The sequence below is a fragment of the Thermacetogenium phaeum DSM 12270 genome (assembly GCF_000305935.1).
Taxonomy (GTDB): Bacteria; Bacillota; DSM-12270; order Thermacetogeniales; family Thermacetogeniaceae; genus Thermacetogenium; species Thermacetogenium phaeum.
Window position 1 is genome coordinate 2337403 of record NC_018870.1, and the last position, 20917, is coordinate 2358319.

The 20917-nt window shown below is 46.9% G+C and carries 24 protein-coding genes; 1 reads left to right on the forward strand and 23 read right to left on the reverse strand.

The window, feature by feature from the left end:
* From TPH_RS11450 to TPH_RS11510, 12 genes are all read right to left on the reverse strand, one after another.
* Nucleotides 1-1353 (reverse strand): phage tail spike protein, encoded by a 1353-nt coding sequence (locus TPH_RS11450; RefSeq protein ID WP_015051365.1) that lies wholly within the window; start codon nucleotides 1351-1353, stop codon nucleotides 1-3.
* Nucleotides 1353-2567 (reverse strand): distal tail protein Dit, encoded by a 1215-nt coding sequence (locus TPH_RS11455; RefSeq protein ID WP_015051366.1) that lies wholly within the window; start codon nucleotides 2565-2567, stop codon nucleotides 1353-1355. The genes TPH_RS11450 and TPH_RS11455 overlap by 1 nt, the downstream gene beginning before the upstream one ends.
* On the reverse strand, nucleotides 2567-4753 hold the full coding sequence (locus tag TPH_RS11460; protein WP_015051367.1) for a phage tail protein: 2187 nt from the start codon (nucleotides 4751-4753) through the stop codon (nucleotides 2567-2569). The genes TPH_RS11455 and TPH_RS11460 overlap by 1 nt, the downstream gene beginning before the upstream one ends.
* 215 nt (nucleotides 4754-4968) lie before the next feature.
* Nucleotides 4969-5355 carry a hypothetical protein gene (locus TPH_RS11470; protein ID WP_456243255.1) on the reverse strand — a complete coding sequence of 129 codons (387 nt, stop codon included), beginning with the start codon at nucleotides 5353-5355 and terminating at the stop codon, nucleotides 4969-4971.
* Entirely contained in the window at nucleotides 5352-5951 is a 600-nt protein-coding gene (locus TPH_RS11475) for a major tail protein (protein WP_004464008.1), read from the reverse strand. The genes TPH_RS11470 and TPH_RS11475 overlap by 4 nt, the downstream gene beginning before the upstream one ends.
* Nucleotides 5952-5956: 5 nt before the next feature.
* Nucleotides 5957-6301, reverse strand: a complete 345-nt coding sequence (locus TPH_RS11480) for a hypothetical protein (protein ID WP_015051369.1) — start codon at nucleotides 6299-6301, stop codon at nucleotides 5957-5959.
* Complete coding sequence (locus tag TPH_RS11485) at nucleotides 6298-6729, reverse strand: HK97 gp10 family phage protein (RefSeq protein ID WP_015051370.1); 432 nt, start codon at nucleotides 6727-6729, stop codon at nucleotides 6298-6300. The genes TPH_RS11480 and TPH_RS11485 overlap by 4 nt, the downstream gene beginning before the upstream one ends.
* Nucleotides 6730-6745: 16 nt before the next feature.
* Nucleotides 6746-7081 (reverse strand): head-tail adaptor protein, encoded by a 336-nt coding sequence (locus TPH_RS11490; protein WP_015051371.1) that lies wholly within the window; start codon nucleotides 7079-7081, stop codon nucleotides 6746-6748.
* A gap of 2 nt (nucleotides 7082-7083) precedes the next feature.
* Nucleotides 7084-7392 (reverse strand): head-tail connector protein, encoded by a 309-nt coding sequence (locus tag TPH_RS11495; RefSeq protein ID WP_015051372.1) that lies wholly within the window; start codon nucleotides 7390-7392, stop codon nucleotides 7084-7086.
* Nucleotides 7393-7413: 21 nt separating this feature from the next.
* On the reverse strand, nucleotides 7414-8616 hold the full coding sequence (locus tag TPH_RS11500) for a phage major capsid protein (protein WP_015051373.1): 1203 nt from the start codon (nucleotides 8614-8616) through the stop codon (nucleotides 7414-7416).
* Between the two features lie 13 nt (nucleotides 8617-8629).
* A complete protein-coding gene (locus tag TPH_RS11505; RefSeq protein WP_003516023.1) occupies nucleotides 8630-9355 on the reverse strand; it encodes a head maturation protease, ClpP-related in 726 nt (241 codons plus the stop codon).
* Nucleotides 9294-10616 carry a phage portal protein gene (locus TPH_RS11510; protein WP_015051374.1) on the reverse strand — a complete coding sequence of 441 codons (1323 nt, stop codon included), beginning with the start codon at nucleotides 10614-10616 and terminating at the stop codon, nucleotides 9294-9296. Before TPH_RS11510 ends, TPH_RS11505 begins: the two co-directional genes overlap by 62 nt.
* 107 nt (nucleotides 10617-10723) lie before the next feature.
* Between TPH_RS11510 and TPH_RS11515 the strand changes: the two genes are divergently transcribed.
* Entirely contained in the window at nucleotides 10724-11128 is a 405-nt protein-coding gene (locus TPH_RS11515; protein ID WP_015051375.1) for a hypothetical protein, read from the forward strand.
* Here TPH_RS11515 and TPH_RS16070 read toward each other — a convergent pair.
* From TPH_RS16070 to TPH_RS11575, 11 genes are all read right to left on the reverse strand, one after another.
* Nucleotides 11125-13791, reverse strand: coding sequence for a terminase TerL endonuclease subunit (locus TPH_RS16070; RefSeq protein WP_015051376.1), 2667 nt, complete (start codon nucleotides 13789-13791; stop codon nucleotides 11125-11127). The genes TPH_RS11515 and TPH_RS16070 overlap by 4 nt on opposite strands.
* Before the next feature lie 54 nt (nucleotides 13792-13845).
* On the reverse strand, nucleotides 13846-14040 hold the full coding sequence (locus tag TPH_RS11525) for a DUF5049 domain-containing protein (protein WP_015051377.1): 195 nt from the start codon (nucleotides 14038-14040) through the stop codon (nucleotides 13846-13848).
* Nucleotides 14041-14043: 3 nt separating this feature from the next.
* A complete protein-coding gene (locus TPH_RS11530; protein ID WP_015051378.1) occupies nucleotides 14044-14511 on the reverse strand; it encodes a gamma-glutamylcyclotransferase family protein in 468 nt (155 codons plus the stop codon).
* Nucleotides 14512-14575: 64 nt separating this feature from the next.
* Nucleotides 14576-15475: an amidoligase family protein gene (locus TPH_RS11535; RefSeq protein WP_015051379.1), complete on the reverse strand. Its 900-nt coding sequence runs from the start codon at nucleotides 15473-15475 to the stop codon at nucleotides 14576-14578.
* A 141-nt stretch (nucleotides 15476-15616) separates the two neighbouring features.
* Nucleotides 15617-15847 (reverse strand): DUF4314 domain-containing protein, encoded by a 231-nt coding sequence (locus TPH_RS11540; RefSeq protein ID WP_015051380.1) that lies wholly within the window; start codon nucleotides 15845-15847, stop codon nucleotides 15617-15619.
* Nucleotides 15844-16179 (reverse strand): DUF6329 domain-containing protein, encoded by a 336-nt coding sequence (locus tag TPH_RS11545; protein ID WP_003516007.1) that lies wholly within the window; start codon nucleotides 16177-16179, stop codon nucleotides 15844-15846. The genes TPH_RS11540 and TPH_RS11545 overlap by 4 nt, the downstream gene beginning before the upstream one ends.
* Nucleotides 16172-16864: a hypothetical protein gene (locus TPH_RS11550; protein ID WP_003516004.1), complete on the reverse strand. Its 693-nt coding sequence runs from the start codon at nucleotides 16862-16864 to the stop codon at nucleotides 16172-16174. The genes TPH_RS11545 and TPH_RS11550 overlap by 8 nt, the downstream gene beginning before the upstream one ends.
* Before the next feature lie 116 nt (nucleotides 16865-16980).
* On the reverse strand, nucleotides 16981-18234 hold the full coding sequence (locus TPH_RS11555) for a site-specific DNA-methyltransferase (RefSeq protein WP_015051381.1): 1254 nt from the start codon (nucleotides 18232-18234) through the stop codon (nucleotides 16981-16983).
* Between the two features lie 5 nt (nucleotides 18235-18239).
* Nucleotides 18240-19538, reverse strand: a complete 1299-nt coding sequence (locus TPH_RS11560) for a site-specific DNA-methyltransferase (RefSeq protein ID WP_015051382.1) — start codon at nucleotides 19536-19538, stop codon at nucleotides 18240-18242.
* A 156-nt stretch (nucleotides 19539-19694) separates the two neighbouring features.
* Nucleotides 19695-20246 (reverse strand): P27 family phage terminase small subunit, encoded by a 552-nt coding sequence (locus TPH_RS11570; RefSeq protein WP_015051384.1) that lies wholly within the window; start codon nucleotides 20244-20246, stop codon nucleotides 19695-19697.
* Between the two features lie 264 nt (nucleotides 20247-20510).
* Nucleotides 20511-20798 carry an ATP-binding protein gene (locus tag TPH_RS11575; RefSeq protein ID WP_236608793.1) on the reverse strand — a complete coding sequence of 96 codons (288 nt, stop codon included), beginning with the start codon at nucleotides 20796-20798 and terminating at the stop codon, nucleotides 20511-20513.
* Nucleotides 20799-20917: the final 119 nt, after the last annotated feature.

The window sequence follows — 20917 nt, forward strand, 5'->3', positions numbered from 1 at the left end:
TCACGCTCCCGCAGGGTCGGTGCAGAAGGCAAGAAGATTAATCTTGTATCCAGGAAGTGAAGCGGGCCCCCCGATAACCTTCACCCTTGCACCCGTATATATTAAGTTATTGTACTCGTCCAATCCTGTTATTGCTTCAGTTTGAAGCATAAATGCCGATAGAGGTTCATTCGCTTCGGCATTTACTTTCTGAAGAGATGCGAAGATCACCGGCTGCTGATAGTAGCTGTTGGAAAAAGTAAACTCTACATTTTGCCCATAGTCTTTCATGCCATATTCGGCCAGAGTATCTTCTTCAATCAGTCTTGCCCTGTCCCATACATCCTTGCTCTCCTCCACCGTTTGCAAAAGTTTAGCCAGGTTGTATTCCATCTGCCGATAGCTTAAGGGTACGGTGTCAATGACCATTTCCTTTTCCTCCGGCCAAAGCGGGTATTCGGTCACTTTCACTACGGTGCTTTTCGCTTCAATTCCAAGGTCCTCATCTTTGATCCATACGGTGTCCCCTAATGAAAGGGCATAGTCTTCATACCCGACAAGGATCGACAAATCAGCAACTTTAACTATATACGAACACCTGGGTTGTTTGATAAGTTCAATCTTTGCAAGAGCTGCCGCATAAAGCCGGTCCCCGCTTGTGATATCAGTTTTCCAAACATAGTCGTGTATGCCGTAAGCAGCGGCAGTATCTGCGTCAATGTAATCAAGTCCTGTTCCATTAACTCCTGCAGTAGTGAGATTATCTTTGCCTAGGGCATACAGCCGGGTGCCAAACTCCCTGCGGTCAACTGTCCGCTCCAATTCCTTTAAGTTTTTCCGGTAGGAGAGCCTTACTCCGTTATCTGTGCCCAAACTGTTCAGTAAATCTACCTTTTTGCTCTTCGTGTCCCAGGCAAGCACCCCGCCCCAGAGCTTTGGAACTTCCAGCAAAAGCTCCAGACGGGATTTGTATTCCTGTTTTCCCATCGAGGCCGTCCCTTCAACTTCTACCGTACCCACTGTCCATCCGAAACGGTTGCCGCCAAGAATTTCTGTGAGGGCTTCTGCCGCTGTCCTTACGTTTAATTCAAGGGAGGGAAGTATATCTCCCAGCAGCTCGGTGGATGCAATTTCTGCCGTAATGCGGGCGTAATTTCCTTTGGCGTCCTTAATGTCCGTAACTGTTTGGATCAGATAATCCTGCCCGTCCCATTCCAGAAACATACCCGGGGTGATTGCTGTTTTATCGGGAACAAGCTCGATTTCCATTTGGGACAGTTTATTGATTTCATGTTCTACCGAAGCGCTGAGCACATCCTTGAGATATCCTAAAAGTTCCCTGTTTGGAGAATACAGCTTAAAGCCATCAAACACTAGAGCCACCTCCCGTATATGGTTGTCTCTGTCTCTGCAATTCCTGCATCAGCCAAAAAGGTTAGTGAGTTATTGCCAGATGCCAGTTCGAAGAAATCTCCTTCCATATCCTTCAACACATTAATCCCGTTCACTTTTGCCGTCCAATGGTCAAGATCAAGTATTAGTTCATCGCCTGCATAAAGGTTTCCACTATACCTCAAAAACCTGCTTCCCAGCTGAATTCCCGGCTTTATTACTACATTTGGGTTATCAGAGAGAAGTTCCACTTCATCTATCCAGCTTGCATAGCTTTGCGCAACCCTTGCCTCAAAGAACACAAACACAGTACCGCCTGGGTCGGTCGGAATAACCGTTCCGGTAATCTCATTCCAACTGCCGGCTGTCCCGGACAACATTGTCCCTGATATCTGAGGATACTGCCAGTTGGTAGTTTCTTCTTCCGCATAGACTGTAAGTCCGTTATTAACCTGCGACTTTACTCTTGCCTTAAAAGGATACGCATGCCCTGCCTGGTAGCCTGTCATGGTGAAGTAGCAGCGAGGGATGGCGCTGGTTGTATTGTTCTTCTGCAGCCTGCCCGAAGCAGCTCCGGCATATTTTTCCGTTGTATCCCGGGTGAGGCTGCCGGAGGACCCCTCGGTTGCCTGAAAGATCCAGCCAGTGGTGTCTTTTTCAAAGCCGGGGTTGGGGCATAAGTTATCAGGAAGCGCCGCATTATTGCGGATGGTGATTACAGGGACTTCCGGACAAGTTCCAGGATTGTTCAAAACAAGTTGTTGTCCTCCTGTTATACCGCTAAAAAGATAATGTTGCCCGTCTATTGAATAATAAAATGGGTCCGGGCAGAGGAAGGTAAGGCTTCCCTTTCCGACGGTTGCAATTCTTTCAAGCTCGGTAGTGCCCAACAGCACTGCATTTACGGCTTTATCCGGAATGTCCGGCAGAATTAGCTGTCTAGGGCCCTTCCCGGGATCCAGCCATGCTGCTGCCTCAAAAATTCTCATTCGAAGGTCCTGCCGGTTTGAGCAAACAAAGGCTATATCGATTTTAATCTCCCTAGCTCCCAAGTGATAACCCTGGTATATTGCACCGCATCGTCCCGGAAGTTCAGTTATTCTGCTCTGGATTCCCGGCAAAATTGAATCATGCACTTTCTGAAGCAATATTTTTTTCTCTCTGCTTCTTATACCGTCATAAATAAACTCACTCATCAGATTTGCACCCCTTGAGCACGCAGGTTTTGCAGGGATCGCCTGCTTAGAATTTCGGATATTGTAGGTGTAATTACCCTGGCAATTTCCTTGGCATCAAGATATATGGGTACTTCAATTGCGATTCGCGACGGACTAAATAATCCTGTTGCGTCTGCGCTGGTAAACCCAGGCGATATATTAAAATCTGTCGGCACTGCATTTTGCATATCGTCCGCCACTCTGGCCATAGCCTTGTCAAATCCCTCACCAATACCCAGTGCCATATTGCCGCCAATGCCTTCAAAAACAGTGGACGGAGATCTGATTCCAAGAAAATTCTTTACTCCATCAACAATACCGGAAAAGAAACCGGAAACCTTATCCTTAATCCAGCTACCAAGGCTTTTAATACCTTCCCAGATGCCTTTTACAATGTTCTTACCAATCTCAACCACTGAAACAACCGCCTTGCCCAAACCTTCTATAATAGCCGCAACAATCTGAGGTAAAGACTTTACTAGTTCTGGAATGGCTTTCACTAGCCCGGCAGCAAGCTGTACGATAAGCGTAATTCCCAATTCTATGATCTTCGGCATATTGTTCGTCACAAAGTCAATGATTGTTGTAATTATCCTCGGCAGTGCTTCAATTAGTTCTGGCAATGCATTTAAAAGTCCCTGCGCCAGTCCTTGAATCAATGTAAAAGCAGCTTCAAGGATTTTGTCCATATTATCCAGCAGCCCTTGCACAATGGTGATCACTGCTTGAACCGCTGCTGGAATTAGCTCAGGTAATGCTTCTCCAAGCCCCATTACCAACGCTGTGATTAGCTGTACCGCCGCATCAATGAGTAAAGGCAGGTTATCAATGAGTGTACCTGCAATGGTCATGACTGCATCTACTGCCGCCGGGATCAGCTCCGGCAGCAGGCTCAAGAGAGTTTGAAGCACCTGAGAGAACAATTCAGTTACAGTTTGCAACAGCACGGGAAGCAGATCTTTGACTGCTGAGATAATTGCACCGGTTGCCTCCGGCAGAGCAGCCACTATATTTTCCAAAACCGGTACAATATTTTTAACTACAGCCTGAAAGGCATCCACAAGATTTTGTGTTAGGTTCGTCATATCAGCGTTCGCATTGCCAAGTCCTGCTATAAATGAACTTAGAGAGGCTTGTAAAAGACCAATGGAACCGCTGATGGTCTGGGTAGACTCTCTTGCGAAGTTGCCAGCATACTGTTCGGTTTTTTCAAAAAACATCTGCATGGCGATCTCGGCCTTTTCGGCATTGGTTGCGCTATTCCAGGCAAAATCCAGCCCTTTTGCAAGAGCATAAGCTTCGATGGTAGTGGCGTTCATGGCGACGCCCAGATTATCCATCATGGTGAAGTTACCCTTGGCTGCGCCAGCGATGGATTCCATGGCAGTCTGCATGTCAATGCCCATAACCGAAGCCATATCTGCCGCCCGTTGCATGGCCTTCTCAGTAAGCTCCAGACTTTTTTGCTGATCGACACCAGCACCCTGAAACAGTGCGCCCATTTTGTTGGCGGTGGCAAGGTACTCGGATTGGGACAAGCCCAGATTCTTGTAGGCTTCTTCTCCCGTTTTTTGGATACGTGCAGCATATTCTCCAAACACAGCTTCAGAACCGCCAAGGTTCTGCTCAAGCTCACCAAACTGCTCCACGACCTCTTTTCCCAGCTTGATGGCAGCCGCGCCCGCTGCGGCCGCTGCAGCACCCATAGCCGCGCCAACACCTTTAAGAACGCTGCCCAGCTTCTCAAATTTCGAGCTGGATTTTTCGGCATTGTCTCCACTTTCCTTCAATTCGTCCCCAAGTTCATCTGCACTTTCAGCAGACTGTTCGAGTTCGCGCTCCATTTTGTTCAGCTCGGCTTTGGCGTTGTTGAGCTGTATCTGCCAGGACTGCGTCCGCTTGTCGGTCTCCCCGAAAGAGGAGGCGGCGTTGGCAAGCGCTTTCTCCAAAGTAGCTATTTTTTCTTTCTGCAATTCGATCTCTTTGTTAAGCACCTTGTTTCTTGCAGTAACAGCTTCAACTGACTTATCCTGCTTATCAAACTGAGATGCGACCAGGTTCATTTCGCTACCCAGTACCTTAAAACTTTGGTTGATCTCACGAATGGCGTTTTTAAATTCCTTTTCGCCTTCAATCCCGATCTTCAGGCCAAAATTGTCTGCCACATAACCGCCTCCTTTCCTGCAAAATTTTTAAATTCCGTAAGGTATCACATCATCAATGGTCAGCATACGCTTCGGTTTGGACAGTCCTAAAAACTGCTTATGGCACTCCCATAAATCAAGCAGGTATCCAATAGGCATGAGCCATACTTCTTCCTCTGAACGATTAAGCTGGACAGTGCCGTAATATAAAAGCCGAGTGAACGATTCCTCATCGCTCACTCGGCCGGTGTGTTTTTTAAATCATCCTCACTTTCAACGTTTCTTTTGGTCCCCTTGAACATTGCTTCCATAATAGCGTTTTTATATGCTGCCAGTTCCAAAGGAGATGTGAGAAGTTCCACTGTCTCTTCGGTAAGGAGTTCACGCTTTTCTTGATTTTTGAGGTTGTGTATCAAAATGCTCTGGTTGGCCAGCAGTGTAATCAGCCACACCACTTCGTCAAGAGCCATTTCGAAGTTCTCGGTTTTCATCAGTTTTGTGCCGAGGTTTTCAAGACCGCCGTATCTTTTTGCAATCTCCTTTGTCGCTTTAGTGGTTAGTATAAGCTGATATTCTTCATCGCCGATTTTGATAATCGCGCTTCTGTCATTATCCTGCATCATTCACTGCCTCCTCCCACAGCAAATACCGGCTCATAAACTTCCGTATACCAGCCGGTAATAGTTTCAGGCGATACACCGGGATCGTCTTCGCTGACCTCCGCCTTCCAAGGGTGCTTTCCCTGGCCATCTGGTTTGTTACGTCTCATGACTGTCCCTTCAATGGTGGGTGTCGAAAAGGTAATGCTGTCGCCCTTCGTCTGCAGATTTGTCGCCGGGATTCCGAATTTAACCCTGTAAAGCCAAAAATACCTGTACTTGCCGTTAGCTTTCTTGGCTCTAAAGCCAATTGCCACAGGCGCACCTCCATCCTCACTGGTGGAAATCAGCACCTTATTGTCATCAAGGGTGGCTCCCGTCAAAACCTCAGCAGCGTCTACTCCGATATCTGCAACACCAAGAGTCAGTGTGCCGCTTTGAAATTCCTTGACCACTTCTGCCGCCCCGTCATCGGCATAAAGTGTCGCCTCTGCTAGCTCCACAGAAAGTTCTGCCGTAATAGCCTTAGCCAGCGGAACAGGAGTGTCGTATGTCTCTTCTCCGTTTTCATTCTCAGTTATTTTGGCATAATATAACCTGTCCAGTCCGATTGTGGCCATGTTTTTCATTCCTCCTTTACTTCATACTCTTTTGCCACATCAATGGCATAGTGGTGATAGCCGGTACCGTCCTCATGGCCTATATACCGCCTGTCGGTAATGGTAAAGCCTGCTTGGAGCAATGTGTTCACTATTTCGTTTTTACGGGCAGTGTAGTTTCCCTTTATAAATAAAGACAACCTTACCTCCTGGGTTTCTACCTGAGGCCGGTTGTCTGCAAAAACCTCAAATGTATCTGTCATCGGAGTAATGACAAGGTACTCATCCGGCGGTACACCGCTAAATACCCCGGTTTCAATGGGGATACCCAAACCATCCAATAACGAGTTTAATTCTGACAATATGCTCATATACGACCCAGCTCCTGTTCCAGTCTTGATTTCATTGCTTCGATGCAGGACTTCCTTGTAGCTGATTTTGCCGGTTTCAAAAAGGGCCTTGGAGGCTGCCCGGACTTGCCATACTCAATAATATTAGCAATCTTCGCATTGCTTTCCCCATCCTTCCTTGGTTCAGTAAAGCCGATTTTTATGTTGTGGTTTCCATCCCTGTCCTGTTTGGCAGGAGAGAGTCCCAAAGCATTTACCAATTCACCGGTTGCTCTGGACGGATATTTAGTGCCGTTCCCGATAACTGACTGAAGATTGGACTTCACTTTTGAAAGAACCACTTCCCCGCCTGCTTCCAGCACCTTAGGTATGATTTCGTCTGTTCTTTCTCCAAGTCTGGATAACTTGAGCAAGAACTCTTCCGGCATTTTAACTTCCACCTTAGCCACGTTGCAGCCCCTCCTTTTATGCTTTGCTTGATTTCACCTTTTCCGCAAGCACCTCAATATACATTCCGCGTCCCTTCACATCCTCTACACTGATAATGTTGTACCTGCCATCGATGCAAACGAGTACAAGATCTGTAGTAATTTCAAGGTTAGGGATCCTACGGAAGCGGAACAGGGCAGACGCCTGCGAAAACGCCGCCCTGTTTGCCCATTTTTCACTGCCATGCCTATCTTCCTTGTATGCCCTTACCGAAGCAAGAATGACATCACCTTTTTCAGTAAAACCCTCACCGTCCTTAACCGGCTTGACTGAGATAATGTCCACGAAAGTATTCATTTTCCCAAGACCCATATTTACACCTTCCAATCCCGGTCAAGCCGCAGCAATAGATTAGCTGTATTCCATACCTGCTGTCCTGCCTGCACACTATCCCCAAAAAAGCCAGCCGTCGAGCCATCCCTGCTTTCATAAAAATGGCTCGACAGCATAATGACAGCCTGCTCAGTAGTAGGCGGCATGGGGTTTTCGGCATAATATCCTTCCGGCTTTTTCTGGTAGCTTTCCGCATAGGCAACTGCGGCTTTGATATAGTCCTGCAGAAGTGCGTCATCTTCGCTGTGCTGCAATATGAGGTTTGCTTTAACCTTCTCCAAAAGTTCCATGCCGCGGCACCTCCGTTTTCATTAAGCTGATTTCTGCTGCAGTATCTTGACTGCTTCAGACAGTACCAGTTTGCCATCTACACGTTGTGTTGCCATGAATCCAACTTGTCCGGTCGCAGCATACAACTCATTAAGCCGCTTAAATACCCTGCCCTGACGGTCTGCCACCCAGTAATAAGAAAAATCGCCGAATACAATCGTTTTTGCTCCGGCGGCAATGACTGGCATGAATGCAGAAGTTTTAACTGGACGATTGAGGATAGTATCCGGTGTTCCAGCAGTTACAGAAGGCTGCCAGAGATACTGACCGTTGTTGTCTTTGAGCTTCCTTATAGCTTTAATTGTCGAATCATTCATAATGAATACAGCGTTCCTGCGGTACGGAGACTTTAGGCTGTAGAACAAGTCCATGATCTCGTCAAGGGTAATGGCTGTCGCACTCGCCGCGGTTACTCCTATTTCGCCACCGCCGTTATCCGCCAAGATACCGGTTGGCTTGCCAGATCCGTCGCCGATAAAAAATGCTTCCTCCTCTTTTGCTCCGATTCGGCGGGCGAACTCTTTGGCGATATACTGTTCAAGGTTAAATACACTGTCGTTTAACAATTCCTCTGACACCTTGATCATAGTAGCCAGCTTATATGCGCCGATGGATACCTGAGCAAAGGAATCGTCGCTTTCGGGAATCTGGCCTTCCTCATCCACCCAAGATGCAGTACCCTTGCTTGCCACCACAGGAATTTTCTTGTCGCCGCTGGACGTGGTAATAACATTGGCAATCTGCCTAAAGATATTCTCCTCCTCCAGTGCTTCCACAAGAGTACGCTCAAAGTCGTCGGGAACAAGATATCCACCTTCGGTGTCCTCTCCAATCTGCAGCGCGTTGTGTACGTCATATTTGCGCCTGCCACGCATCATGTTCCAGAAAGACTGCCTGTACTCATCGCTGGCACGTCCGGTTTTTTCATTGTTGCCAGATATGGAAGTGGGTTTGTCTGTAATAGGAATATTCAACGGTTTTGACAGTTCCAAATCTATGGCAGCCTGACGCTCAAGACGCTCTATTTCTTTGCCCAGCGCAATAACGTCGGCTTCCATTTTTTCATAAGTCGCGGTATCCTCAAGTGAAAGCAGTCCGTCGTTCCCGCGTTTGCTGTCGAGGAAAGCTTTAGCAGCTTCCCATACTTTAGCGCGTTTTTCACGCAGTTCCAGTATTTTGCTCATAATCAAATCCTCCTTAAGGTTTTAATAAAAAAAGCCGCTTTTCAAGCGACTCAATTGGTGTTCCTTTTGGTTTCTCTTTTGGTTTAAGCTTTTGCAGGATGGAATTTGTTACTGCCTGCCTGCTGAAGATCATTCCTCCTGATACTTCAAATTCGGATGGGAATGATTCATCCTCCATAAACAAGATTCCATCGGCAAAGCCAAGTTCCACCGCTTTTCTTGCGTTAAACCAGCTTTCTGCATCCATTAGGTGCGATATTTTTGCCCTGGAAAGTCCGGTTTTCAGTTCATAAGCGTTGATGATGGATTCCTTTATTTCTTCCAGCATTGCGATAGCTTTCTCCATTTCTTCTGTATCACCGATGGCTATCGTCATAGGGTTGTGAATCATCATCATGCTGACTGGTGACATAAAGACGTCACCTCCGGCCATAGCTATGACCGAAGCGGCGCTGGCTGCAATACCGTCAATCTTTACCGTCACTTTGCCTTTGTAATCCATAAGCATGTTGTAAATTTGATTAGCTGCAAATATATCTCCGCCAGGGCTGTTGATCCAGATCGTTATATCACCCTCTCCGGACAACAGCTCTGATTTGAACTGTTTGGGAGTTACTTCGTCTCCCAGCCAGCTTTCTTCAGCTATTGGGCCGTCAATATATAATGTCCGGCTGCCATCATCGTTTTGTATCCAGTTCCAGAAGCGGCGAACCGGTTTTGGTTTTTGTGATTTGTTCAACTTTTGATCCCTCCGTTTTAGCATTGTTTTTGCCTGCAAAGGCACCTGCATCGGCAAGCCTGGTCATGTTACCGTTAACAAGATACAGATCTCCACCCAACTCCGCCGGAATCCGGTTCATGTCCTCAAGCTCGCGGATATCGTTAGCAGACATCCAGCCGTTCTGGCGAGCTACAGCATAACCATTCATGCGGCTTGCATAATCACCGCGCAGAAGGCCATCTACATTGAATTTGACAAAGTATGCCCGCTTCTCTGATGGTAAAAGCAGCGCTTTTTGGAGAGCCTGTTCCCAACGCACCACCCACGGGTCAAGCGTGTATTTAACAAATTCCAGAGATTGCTGTTCGATGTTTGAAAAGCTTGACTTTTCAAGATCTCCAACCATATGGGGAGGTACTCGGAATATCCGAGCAATTTCATTTATCTGAAACTTTCTTGTCTCTAAAAACTGTGCCTGTTCGGGTGGAATGCCGATTGGTTGAAACTTCATTCCCTCTTCCAGAACTGCAATGCGGTGAGCATTGGCACTTCCTTGATAGACAGCGTTCCAGCTTTCACGCACCTTTGCCGGATCCTTTAATACACCGGGATGTTCCAGAACGCCACCCGGATTTGCACCGTTGGCAAAAAAGGATGCTCCGTACTCTTCACAGGCAATAGCCATGCCTATGGCATTCTTGGCCATAGCAATAGGGGAGTATCCGATCAGTCCGTCAAAACCGAGTCCCGGGATGTGAAGAACCTCATCACTTCGAAGGTATATAAGGCCTGCTTTTGGATTAACCCTACTCTCATCGCTGTCGCGCCGATAAGTGTAAAACAGTTCTCCGTTTGGAGCCCTGTCTACCGTCATTTTGTTTGGCAAAAGGGGATAAAGCGCCAGCACTCGTCCGGAACCGTCCCTAATAATTTGAGCGTAAGCATTTCCCCATAAAAGAAGATGACTCATCAGTGTTTCTCGGAACACGAATGAAGTCATCTCAGGGTTTGGTTCGTCATGGAGTAAATAATAGAGCGGGTGGGTCAACGCTTTTTCTTTGCCACCGTCTTCTTTATAGCGGTACACATGAAGCGGAAGCCCGGCGATGGCTTCTGCAAGTATCCTTACACAGGCATACACTGCAGTTGTCTGCATAGCAGTCCGCTCATTGACAGCTTTTCCGCTGGATGTGCCGCCGAAGAAAAAGCTATATGCATTACCGAACAGGCTGTTTTTCGGCTTGTCCCTTGCTTTGAACAAACGGGAAAAGATATTCATAGGCATCACTCTCCGATAATACTTTTTATAAATAACTCATTGACATCTAATTTTACATATGTTATATTACATATGTAAAATTAACTACCTGAAAGGGGATTTGTATAATGAAAGCTACTTTTAATGATTTTCTCAAGGAAAATCCTAATTGCTCAAAATTTGCCAATAATCCTGATGCAATTGCTATTTTCAACATTCTCTCGAAAGAAGAAAACATAATTGCTATGATAGATGCTTCAAATGCAGGCAAGCCAGCATTATCAGCTTGTGTCAGCGAAGTCGAGAGCTTTTTTGATAATAGCAATAACCCCACCATAGACTTAAGGGACGGTTTCACAAGAACTGTCATCGGTCGTATGGTAAAGTCGATTCTTGCACCATTTGGTTATGAACCTAGCATTCAAAAAGACTTACCTAAGGCTACACCCGCTAAATACTTTACTTCAGCATCCTGTTATGAAAAAACCGGTACGGCTTCAATGCGGATTGTTCGAACTATAGAAGAAATTTAGAGTATTAAAAGCCCACGCTCATCATAGACTGAACCGATATTTTCTCCTCCATGCCTTAACGCGCGGTCAAGCGCCATAATTAACGCTACCGCACCATCTATTCTCTCGGTGGATTTTTCTTTATCCGGCTTAATGTTTCCGGCGGGATCGGTTTTGACATAGATATTGTCCATCATCCACCGCAGTACTGGATTACCACCATGGGCGATGCGTTCTTCCAATGTCAGCTTCATCAACTCTTTTGTAGGCGGCGACATATCCTTGAAACCCTGACCGAATGGAACAACCGTAAACCCCAAAGCCTCGAGGTTTTGCGTCATCTGAATTGCGCCCCAGCGGTCAAAGGCTATTTCCTTAATGTTATATTTCATACCGAGTTCCTCAATAAATGTCTCGATAAAACCGTAATGCACCACGTTACCCTCGGTGGTATATAAAAAGCCTTGCCTCTCCCAGACATCATACGGTACATGATCTCTCCGCACACGCTGGTCGATGTTCTCCTCCGGTATCCAGAAAAAAGGCAGGATCTGATATTTGTCCGATTCATCAAGCGGCAGAAACACCAGTACAAAGGCTGTAATATCGGTAGTAGATGACAGGTCAAGCCCTCCGTAACAGGTTCTGCCGCGCAGTTTTTCTGCATCAACAGGAAATGCACACTTATCCCATTTATCCATTTGCATCCAGCGTAACGATTGTTTCACCCACTGATTTAAGCGGAGCTGACGGAATAAATTTTCCTCTGCGGGGTTTTGCTTGGCATTTTCACAAGCCACCCTCAGTTTTTCGATGTCAACTGTAATGCCTAGTGACGGATTAACCTTTCTCCATACCTTTTCACTTGTCCAGTCGTCGGTATCGGATGCGCTGTAGATAACAGGGTAGAAAGTCGGGTCTATCTTGCGTCCCTGCAAAATATCCTCTGCCTTTTGATGCACTTCCCAGCAGATGGAATTGCGGTCGGTGCCAGCAGTCGTAATCAGGAAAAATAACGGCTGCTTCCTTGCATCGCCAGATCCGTGAAGCATTACATCATAAAGATCCCGGTTTGGCTGGGCATGAAGTTCGTCAAATACCACACCATGGACGTTTAGGCCATGTTTCGTATATGCTTCCGCTGAAAGCACCTGATAAAAACTGCCTAACGGTTTATATACCAGCCGCTTCTGTGACAGCATCGGTTTAATCCGGGACTTTAATGCCGGGCACTGTTCCACCATGTCAACCGCAACGTCAAAAACGATGGATGCCTGCTGACGGTCAGATGCACATCCGTAAACCTCGCCGCCATGCTCGAAATCACCGCAGGTCAGGTATAAGGCGATGGCCGCCGCAAGCTCGGAATTGTGCGTAGGCACCATGGAAGTCCCTGCCAAATACTGGCGGGACGGCGAGCTCACCTGAATGCACCGCATTGGTATGCGCTCCTTTACAGGCTCTATGGAATGGATATAGTGGTAATTGGATCGGGTCGGGGATGAGCCTGTTTCCTTGCGGCGGCACAATTTTCTTGCAAGCCCGCTTGTGGGCAGATCTGCAAATGATGTGAACCTGATTGTATAAAGCGTTTTGCCGGTAGGCTTGCCGCAGCGCTGCGACGGGCTTTCCGTCATTGAGTTTTTTATGCCGAGGCTCCATAACAGTTCACGGACGTCCAAGGCAAGCTGTTTTTCTGTGCTGACATAGATGCTTTGCGCTTTTAATTTTCCTATGCAGCCGTCGGAATCCATAAGCCCCTGCAAGAGTTCCCAGCGCTGATTTTCGGAAGCCCTCAAATACTCCGAAGGGATATGCTTGCTGTGATGGGACTTTAATAGTACGCTTTTCAAAACAGGTATGCGCACGACCACGCTGTCGCCGACGTTTTTCCATAGGGAAGACACTTCATATGGTATCCTTTTAAGCACACCCGCGACGTCGCATGTGCGAATCGTTATCTCCGGCCTGGTGGCGCACCCATTTCCCAGCCAGTAGCCATAAAGATACGGATCTACCGGCAGTTTGGCGTCCGGCAGCTTTAAAGCTCCGGCAACAGGTATTCGGTATATGGAACGGAAGGGAGCGTCCTTGTGACGTTTTCGATAAGCGGAAAAAGCCTCATACATCTGCTGTGTTTGAAGAAGCCTTTCCTTTCGCCCATTGTTAATGACCTGCACTTTCCACAAGTGCCTTGCTCCGGCAATGATGGAGCTGCCGTCGCCGAACGTAAGCCTGTATGCCTGTTCGGTATCATCAATCTCGCTAAGGGCAAGAACATGACAGGGACTTCCGTTTTCATCAAATACAACGTCTCCCTGCTTTAGTTCCCCCATCCGTTTCCAGCCGTCCGGCGTGGGGATAGGCGTGTCTAGGGCAAGCTGTTTCCCCTGCTTTTTTGGAATTTCTATATAGGCAGTGTTAAACTGCCTGTATCCATTAGGTTTCAAGATTCCGAATATGTCCCGGACAATCTGTTCCTGCCAGTCAATTAATTCAAAAGGCATTCCATACCATTCACCCTTGGTATGCTTCAGGCAGTTTATAAAAGTAACAGCGGCATCCGCCGCTTCCTTGTCGTATCGGGAACCTTCCGCCATAAACTTCGTTGGCTTATAACGCTTTAACTTCCGCAGCTTTGCCGCCTCCTTTCCTAAAGTTGAGCAAGAAAAAAGGAACCTCATGGACGAAGTTCCTCTCATTAGTGGATTTCTATGAAATCTGTTACGCTATTATCGTTATCGTTTGCCTGTCAGGATAAACTCAGCATATTCTTTCTTGTGTTCATTAAGAAATACCACCAATTCATAAAAACCCTTTTTGTATGCCTCTTCCTGTACTCTTGGCAAGTCAAACATATTACAGGCACCGCTGTCCCGTATGGCCATAATCTGCCGATAAATCTTATCAGTTATCAGATTCTCGTTACCCATGTCCTACACCTCTGACTTCTCTGCCGCTGAAATTGAATCTCTTACCGCTTTATTGAGAAACGAAATATCAAAACCCGCATCTATATAGCCCTGCCGAATCACCTCGTAATAGTAACGACCCGGTGCTCCCAAAGGTCTACCTTCATTCATGATATACACCATTGCGGGTACCCACTGCCCTTTAAAACGTACCTTAACCGTTTCTTTCCGGTATAGATGCGGATAACCTTCATATCTGTCCAGCGCCTTCTCATCATTAGGCATGATTCTCCAAAGCAGTACTGGTACTCTTTCACCTTTTTGTTTTTCTATTGTCGCTACTGCGCCGCCATTCCCTCCTCTGAATAACAGCCGGTATCCTGTGAGTTTTGCACTCCCCAACACCTTCGCCGTTGGACAGCGGTATGCCATTTGCTTCAAGTTCAGGTTGCTTCCGTATGCTAAATATATGGTTCCTTTTTCTTTGCTCATCGTATCATCCTCCTTGTGTGTACCGCAGGCTAGGGGCGGCTCTCCGCCCCCAGCACCCGGTTATCTATGCTGCCCGAAACCGCCATGCCGCGTTGCCGTCGAGGTGTTTGCAAAGGTGCTCCCGGCAGTTTTTGAACTCATCACCAATAAGTCCTATGCGGTTGAGGTATGTCCGCATGGCAAATTTCTCATTTTCAACCTGCGGCTTCTTGCTGGAAGCGCATTTTTGCGTTAACGCCTGATGGTTTAACGCAAGGGCAAGCACTATGTAGCTTCTAATTTTTCCCGCATGAAGTTCGCTGTTAAAGCCTCGAAGCTCAATTGTCCCATTGCCATTAAAAAAGCTGTGCAGGTTCAAAAAGTGGTACCTGCTATTATGGTAATGGGTGCTTCGGCTTTCGCTGTAACCTTCGTACCAGATGCTCTCAATCGCCGCCATGGTTTTGGGCTTACGCCGATTCATCTTCTCAACCAGTGCCGCATCCATCTTTTTACAAAACCGCATCCTGTCCGGCTCAATCTGCAATGCTTTATAGAAAAGGTCATTCTTGCTGGCGATAATGTTGATAAAATTACGGATGCTTCGCGGTGTGTGGTCTGCACCGTCTATATGGATATGAATTCCACAGCTTGTGTTTGCAAAACCTCCCGCCTTGCGAAGCCTCCTTATCAATTCCTGCAGGGTTTCAATGTCCTCGCGGTATGTCAGTATCGGACTTACCAACTCGACACTATATTCCCGGCCAGCCGTTACAATCCGACCGCGCTCCTTTTTCTGAGTCCGGATGCTCCCGTCACTCATGAATTTCCATACCCGTCCGTCCGGCGCAATAACCTTTTGGGTATCGTAATAATCTCCGCTGGATTCAATCCTCCCGCCAAGAAAAGCTGCTGCAGTTTTGGCCGCCTGCTTCCTTGTAATCCCTGTTAATTCTACCTCGATTCCAAATCTCGTTGTAAGCATTGCGCTTTCTCCTCGCTTTCTCTGTGTTTTTTGCCCTTTGGCAGTGTACATTAGGCCATTGAAAACACAGGATAGCAAGGCAATTCTGCATGAGTTTCCGCTGGATTTTGGACGATTTTTCGTATCTTAATTTGTGTACATTTACAGCTTTCTGATCATATCTACACCATAAGCTGCACCCAAAGAAGAACCGCAGTCCCAGTTGATATGAACAGTTCCGATATCATCCACGAAAGATACTGTTCCTTGGTCTCCCGGTTTCAGCTTAGAATACGGATCATTCATGCAGATAAGCTCAACGCGTGTTCCCGGCGGATACTGCTCTTTAAGGTGAAGGACTGTTTCTTTTGAAGGAAAGTCTCTTACACTCATTGCTCGTCCTCCTCTCCAGGATAATATGCGGCGTACTTTGGATAATCCCTACCGTCCGGCATTACCAGCACTCCGTCAGATTGTCCCCGTCGCTTAACCAGCAAGCAAAGCCACACTCCGTCCTCGTCAATGCGGCAAAGCCCTTTGTTTTCCTCAATAAACAAGCGGTCGACGCATAGGTCTGCAATGAAGTTCTCATAGTCAATCTTTGAAAGCTCGATGGTCTTCACAACTGCGAATCGTTTCCTCATCTCATACCGATGCGGCACCTTTAGATCCTCAATCCTAAACGGATGCTTGACAAAGAAGGCGGTGCTATGAAAATCATTCATTCTCATCCACCGCCTTTGCTCTGCCTTTCCGGTACGCCCCGTTGCCTGACAGCCTTGAAAGCAGCACCTTGCGTTCGGTTTTGAAATCATCTCCTATAAATCCCAGCCGAAGCAAGAAACAGCGAAAAGCATATTTTTCATTATCTGCCGGTTTTTCAGTGCGCAGCACTCGCTTCTGCGCTTTTGCCTGTTCTGCCATCTGCTTTGCCAGTGTGATATACGTCTGTACCTCGTCGGCATTTAAAGTCGCGTTCCAGAAAGGGAAGGCAATCTCGTCATTTTCAGCCAAGACTTCAAGTTCTCGGTCAAACGACAGCGCTTTCTTTATCAATGTCTCTTTGCTGGCCAGCATATTTCTAAGGTTTTCAAGGCTTGTCTCGCCAAAGCCCTCAAAATAAAGAGTAATTCTCATGGTTCCCTCTGCTGATAAGCCCGCCATATTCAGCGCGTCAATAACGGAACGGATGCTTTTGATTTCATTAAGACTGATTTTCGGTGAGTGAACCACACTGTCCCTGTCAACCGTCCAGCTATCTGTAGAGATACCGTCGTTTACCTCATAAGCAAACCCCGGCGCTCCGGCATAGCGCACCTGGCCTTCAATGGCTTCAGCTATGACCGAGGCAATAGCTTTTCTCTCCTGACCTATAACCTTCTGTGAAAAGCGAAAGCTGTTATTGCTCATGCCATACACCTCCCCTCAAATAAGCTAAAACATTTTTGATTCCCATAAAAAATCCCACCTTTCCTTTTTGGTGGGGTACATTAACGCTCTGTTTTGAGGGGAAAGCAAGGACATTTTTAATCAATCTGTGTTTCCGCGTAAGGTATTTTTTCACTACATGTTACCAAGAATACTGAATCTGCGCCAAATTGTGAAACATAGCGCTTTACAATCACATCACAGTATTTCGGGTCAAGCTCCATCATAAAACAAACCCGCCCTGTCTGCTGCGCCGCAATCATTGTCGTGCCGGAACCTCCGAATAAATCAAGCGCCAAATCTCCCGCACGGGAACTGTTGAGCATTGCCTTTGCTACAAGCGATACCGGCTTCATGGTAGGGTGCTCCTCCGATACTTTCGGGCGGGGTATCTCCCAGACATCCGACTGCTTGCGGTCTTTAAGCGGGCAAAGGCGCGTCCCCTCCAGCCAGCCGTACCAGATCGGCTCGTACTGGGTATGATAGTCCTTTCTTGATAGTACCAAGCTGTCTTTTTTCCATATAATTGTGCTCGACCAGTGGTACCCTGCCTCCCGCAGGGCGTTCATAACGTTGCCCCATTCCTGCGCGGACATCACCACATAGGTCATGCATCCGGCCTCCGAAACCTCGCGCATACAGTTAAAAGCGCGCAATAAAAAAGCGCCGAATTCCTCGGTGCTCATCCTGTCGTTTAGAATTTGCCTCGGCTTCCAGCTCGGATGTCTGGTATCTGAACCGTAATCAACATTCCAGGGCGGGTCGGTGAAAACAAATCTCGCCTTTTTGCCGTCCATCAGCTTTTGCACATCTGAAAGCATGGCGCTATCGCCGCACATCAGACGGTGGCTGCCAAGTACCCATATGTCGCCCTTTTTGGTAACCGGAATTTTAATCTCTGCAATTGCCTTTTCTGTATCGAAATTATCCTCTTTGACATTAGCGATTGTTTTATCACGGAACAACTCATCAATTTCCGCAGCATCAAACCCGGTAAGAGAAACATCAAAGCCATCTTCATTTAAATCCATAAGCAGATCAGTCAAAAGCGGAATATCAAACTCGCCGCTGATTTTATTCAGTGCAACATTGAGCGCCTTTTCCCGCTGTTCATCCAAATCAACTACAACACAGTCGATCTCCTTATACCCCAAAGCTGTAAGTACTTTATAACGCTGATGTCCGCCGACAATGTTCCCGGTGCGTTTATTCCATATAACCGGCTCTACATATCCAAACTCTTCAATAGACCGACGTAATTTTTCATATTCAGGGTCACCAGGCTTTAAATCTTTCCGCGGATTATATTTAGAAGGTTTTAGTTTTTCTGTTGGTATTTTCAGTATATCCATAAATCTTAACCCTCCAATTTTATGGCTTTTTCGCCGGTGAAGTCCTCCCAGCGCTTAACAGCCAAATCACAGTAAACAGGGGATAGCTCCATCGCGTAGCATTTACGCTCGGTCTGTTCAGCCGCAATTATAGTGGTGCCGCTGCCGGAAAACGGTTCAAGCACAATACCGCCTTTGTCGCTGTGCATTTTGATGCACCGCCATGGAAGCTCCACAGGGAACATTGCAGGATGCTCCTTGTTTGCCCGGACAGTCGTCATCTCCCATATGCCCGCATAGCCCCACTTCTTACGTTCTTCCTTTGTAAGCCGTTTCACAAATTTATAACTGTGCCCTGCAAAGGCCGAAAGCCACACATATTCCTGATCGTTATACTCCTCAGCCTCGCCTTTATTGCTGAACGCTGAAATATACTCATACTGCTGAACCGGCTTGTTTGAAACAAGGTGATAGGGGCCTACGCCGAAGTTTTGCCCCTGCTTCTTCCAGATGCGGATCCAGATAGGTCGGTAGCCATTGTCCAAAAACATATTTACGCTGTATACGCTGGTGGGTTCAATAAACTGGGAGCCGGTAGCGTAAAGGTCTCCCAGGTTCCAGCAGACAATATCCGCATGCCTGCACAAGTTTCTAATCACCGGGCGCACGGTTTCAAACCAAGGCTCGATTCCGGCTTTCTCATATTCTTTGCCTACCCCGTAAGGCGGGGAGGTAACCGCCATCTGCGCGTGACCCCCGTCCATGAGCTTTGCGAAGTCAGCCTCGCTCGTAGAGTCACCACACATCAAACGGTGGTTTCCGAGAAGCCAGATATCGCCCCGCTTTGTTACCGGCTCGCGCTGCACAATTTCCCCATGCGCTTTATCTATGTCAAAGCTGTCTTGTATCGCCTCTTTGGAGTACCATCGGTTAAGCAGTTCGTCTATTTCAGAAGCGTCAAACCCTGTAAGCGAAACATCAAATGCACCTGCGTCCAACTCAGCCATCAGTTCAGCCAGTTTATTCTCGTCCCACTCTCCCTGAATCTTATTAAGAGCAAGATTAAGCGCTTTTTCTCTCTGCGGGTCAAGATCCACTACAACGCAGTCTATCTCAGTCTGTCCCAAGTCCAGCAAAACCTTTAAGCGTTGATGCCCGCCTACCACATTACCTGTTTTTTGGTTCCAGATAACAGGCTCCACATAGCCAAATTCCTCTATTGACCGTTTTAGCTTTTCATATTCCTTATCGCCAGGTTTTAAATCCTTGCGCGGGTTGTATGCTGCTGGATTAAGTTTTTCAACAGATATTTTTTGTATGTTCATACTGCATTCTCCTGTTCAATATTTTCTTAAGACCCTTTTTTGCGCCCTCACAATCTCCGTTTATTACTTGTCCCCGCAGAGTCTTAAACTGCTGCTTCGTTAAATGGTCTTTATATTTTCTTAGTTCCCTAAGAAAGATTGAATTTGTTTTATGCATCAGCCACCCCTCCTGGCTGTCAGTAGTTTTTCCATCACATCGTCGTGGGGAGTGGCCCCCTTGTATTCGGTAGCACAGTTTTCCCGCACGACTTGATAAATTTGATACCACAGGTTATTGGTCTGTTTCATGAAGCTTTGACTCATAGCCACATAAGGTGACGGGATGGCATTGCCAGTTGTCGGATGCTTAGCAAGAAAGCCAAATTCAGTGATACATTCCTCGCACTGGATCCACCGCGCCACACTCTGGGCATATTGCTCTATAAGCTGCGCAGGGATAAGGTGAACACACCTGCGTTCCTTAAGCCACTGCCATGTTTTTTCGTATATTTCCACCGCCAGTGTTGTTTTTCCGTTCTTCTGCTTTGCAGCAAGATAATCCCTCGGTGGCGGCATGCTCTCTCCTTCCAGTTCCGCAACATCCGTAAACTCCATTACCATGAGCTTTCGTCTGCCGGGGTTTCCTTCCAAAATCTTATCCGCCAGAGGCTTTTTCTTCTGTCCTGCACCGATACGTGCCCCGCCGCGGTTGGTACCGTCCTTTGCCATACACATCACCTCGATTCATGTAAAAATAAACAGGGGATATACCCCGTTTGAAACTGCGATTTTTCGCGCGTGACCCCACGCCCGTTTCCGGGGTGAAAAGCGGTAGAGATCTAGGCCCCCCTACCCTATAAACTGCAGAGAATCTCAAAAGCTAAGCAGTTCTTTGAATTTCGTGAGATTTTTTGCATCTATTTTAAGCCGTTTTTCGGCATTGTTTTCAAATGAGATATTTGCCCCTATGAAAAAAGAAGTGAGTGTTTTTATTTACTTGTCAGTCAAATGAACAATTTGACAATTGGCCGTTATCCTGTCCAATAAAGTCTGGCAAAGGTGCTTGTCTTCGGCTGCATCTATCCATGCTGACAGTTCACGATTGGTTATAAAAATAATGCTTCTGGTTTCATTAAGAAAGGTAACTGCCCGGTAGAAAACCTGCAGTTCTGCCCTGGTTGGTTCCACATAAAAGACATCATCAATAATAATTAAGTCACATTCCTGCATATAAGAAAAGATCGCTTCTGCTTTTGGATTTGTGGCTTTCTTTTCTGCCACTGCGATAAAATTATCAAAACGGCTTGACCCCCTAAAATTGGACAATTAGTCTTTATTGCTAACTATTTCATAAAGTATCATTGAATTGTTTAGTCGGAAGGCGGCGGCCTTGACTGCCA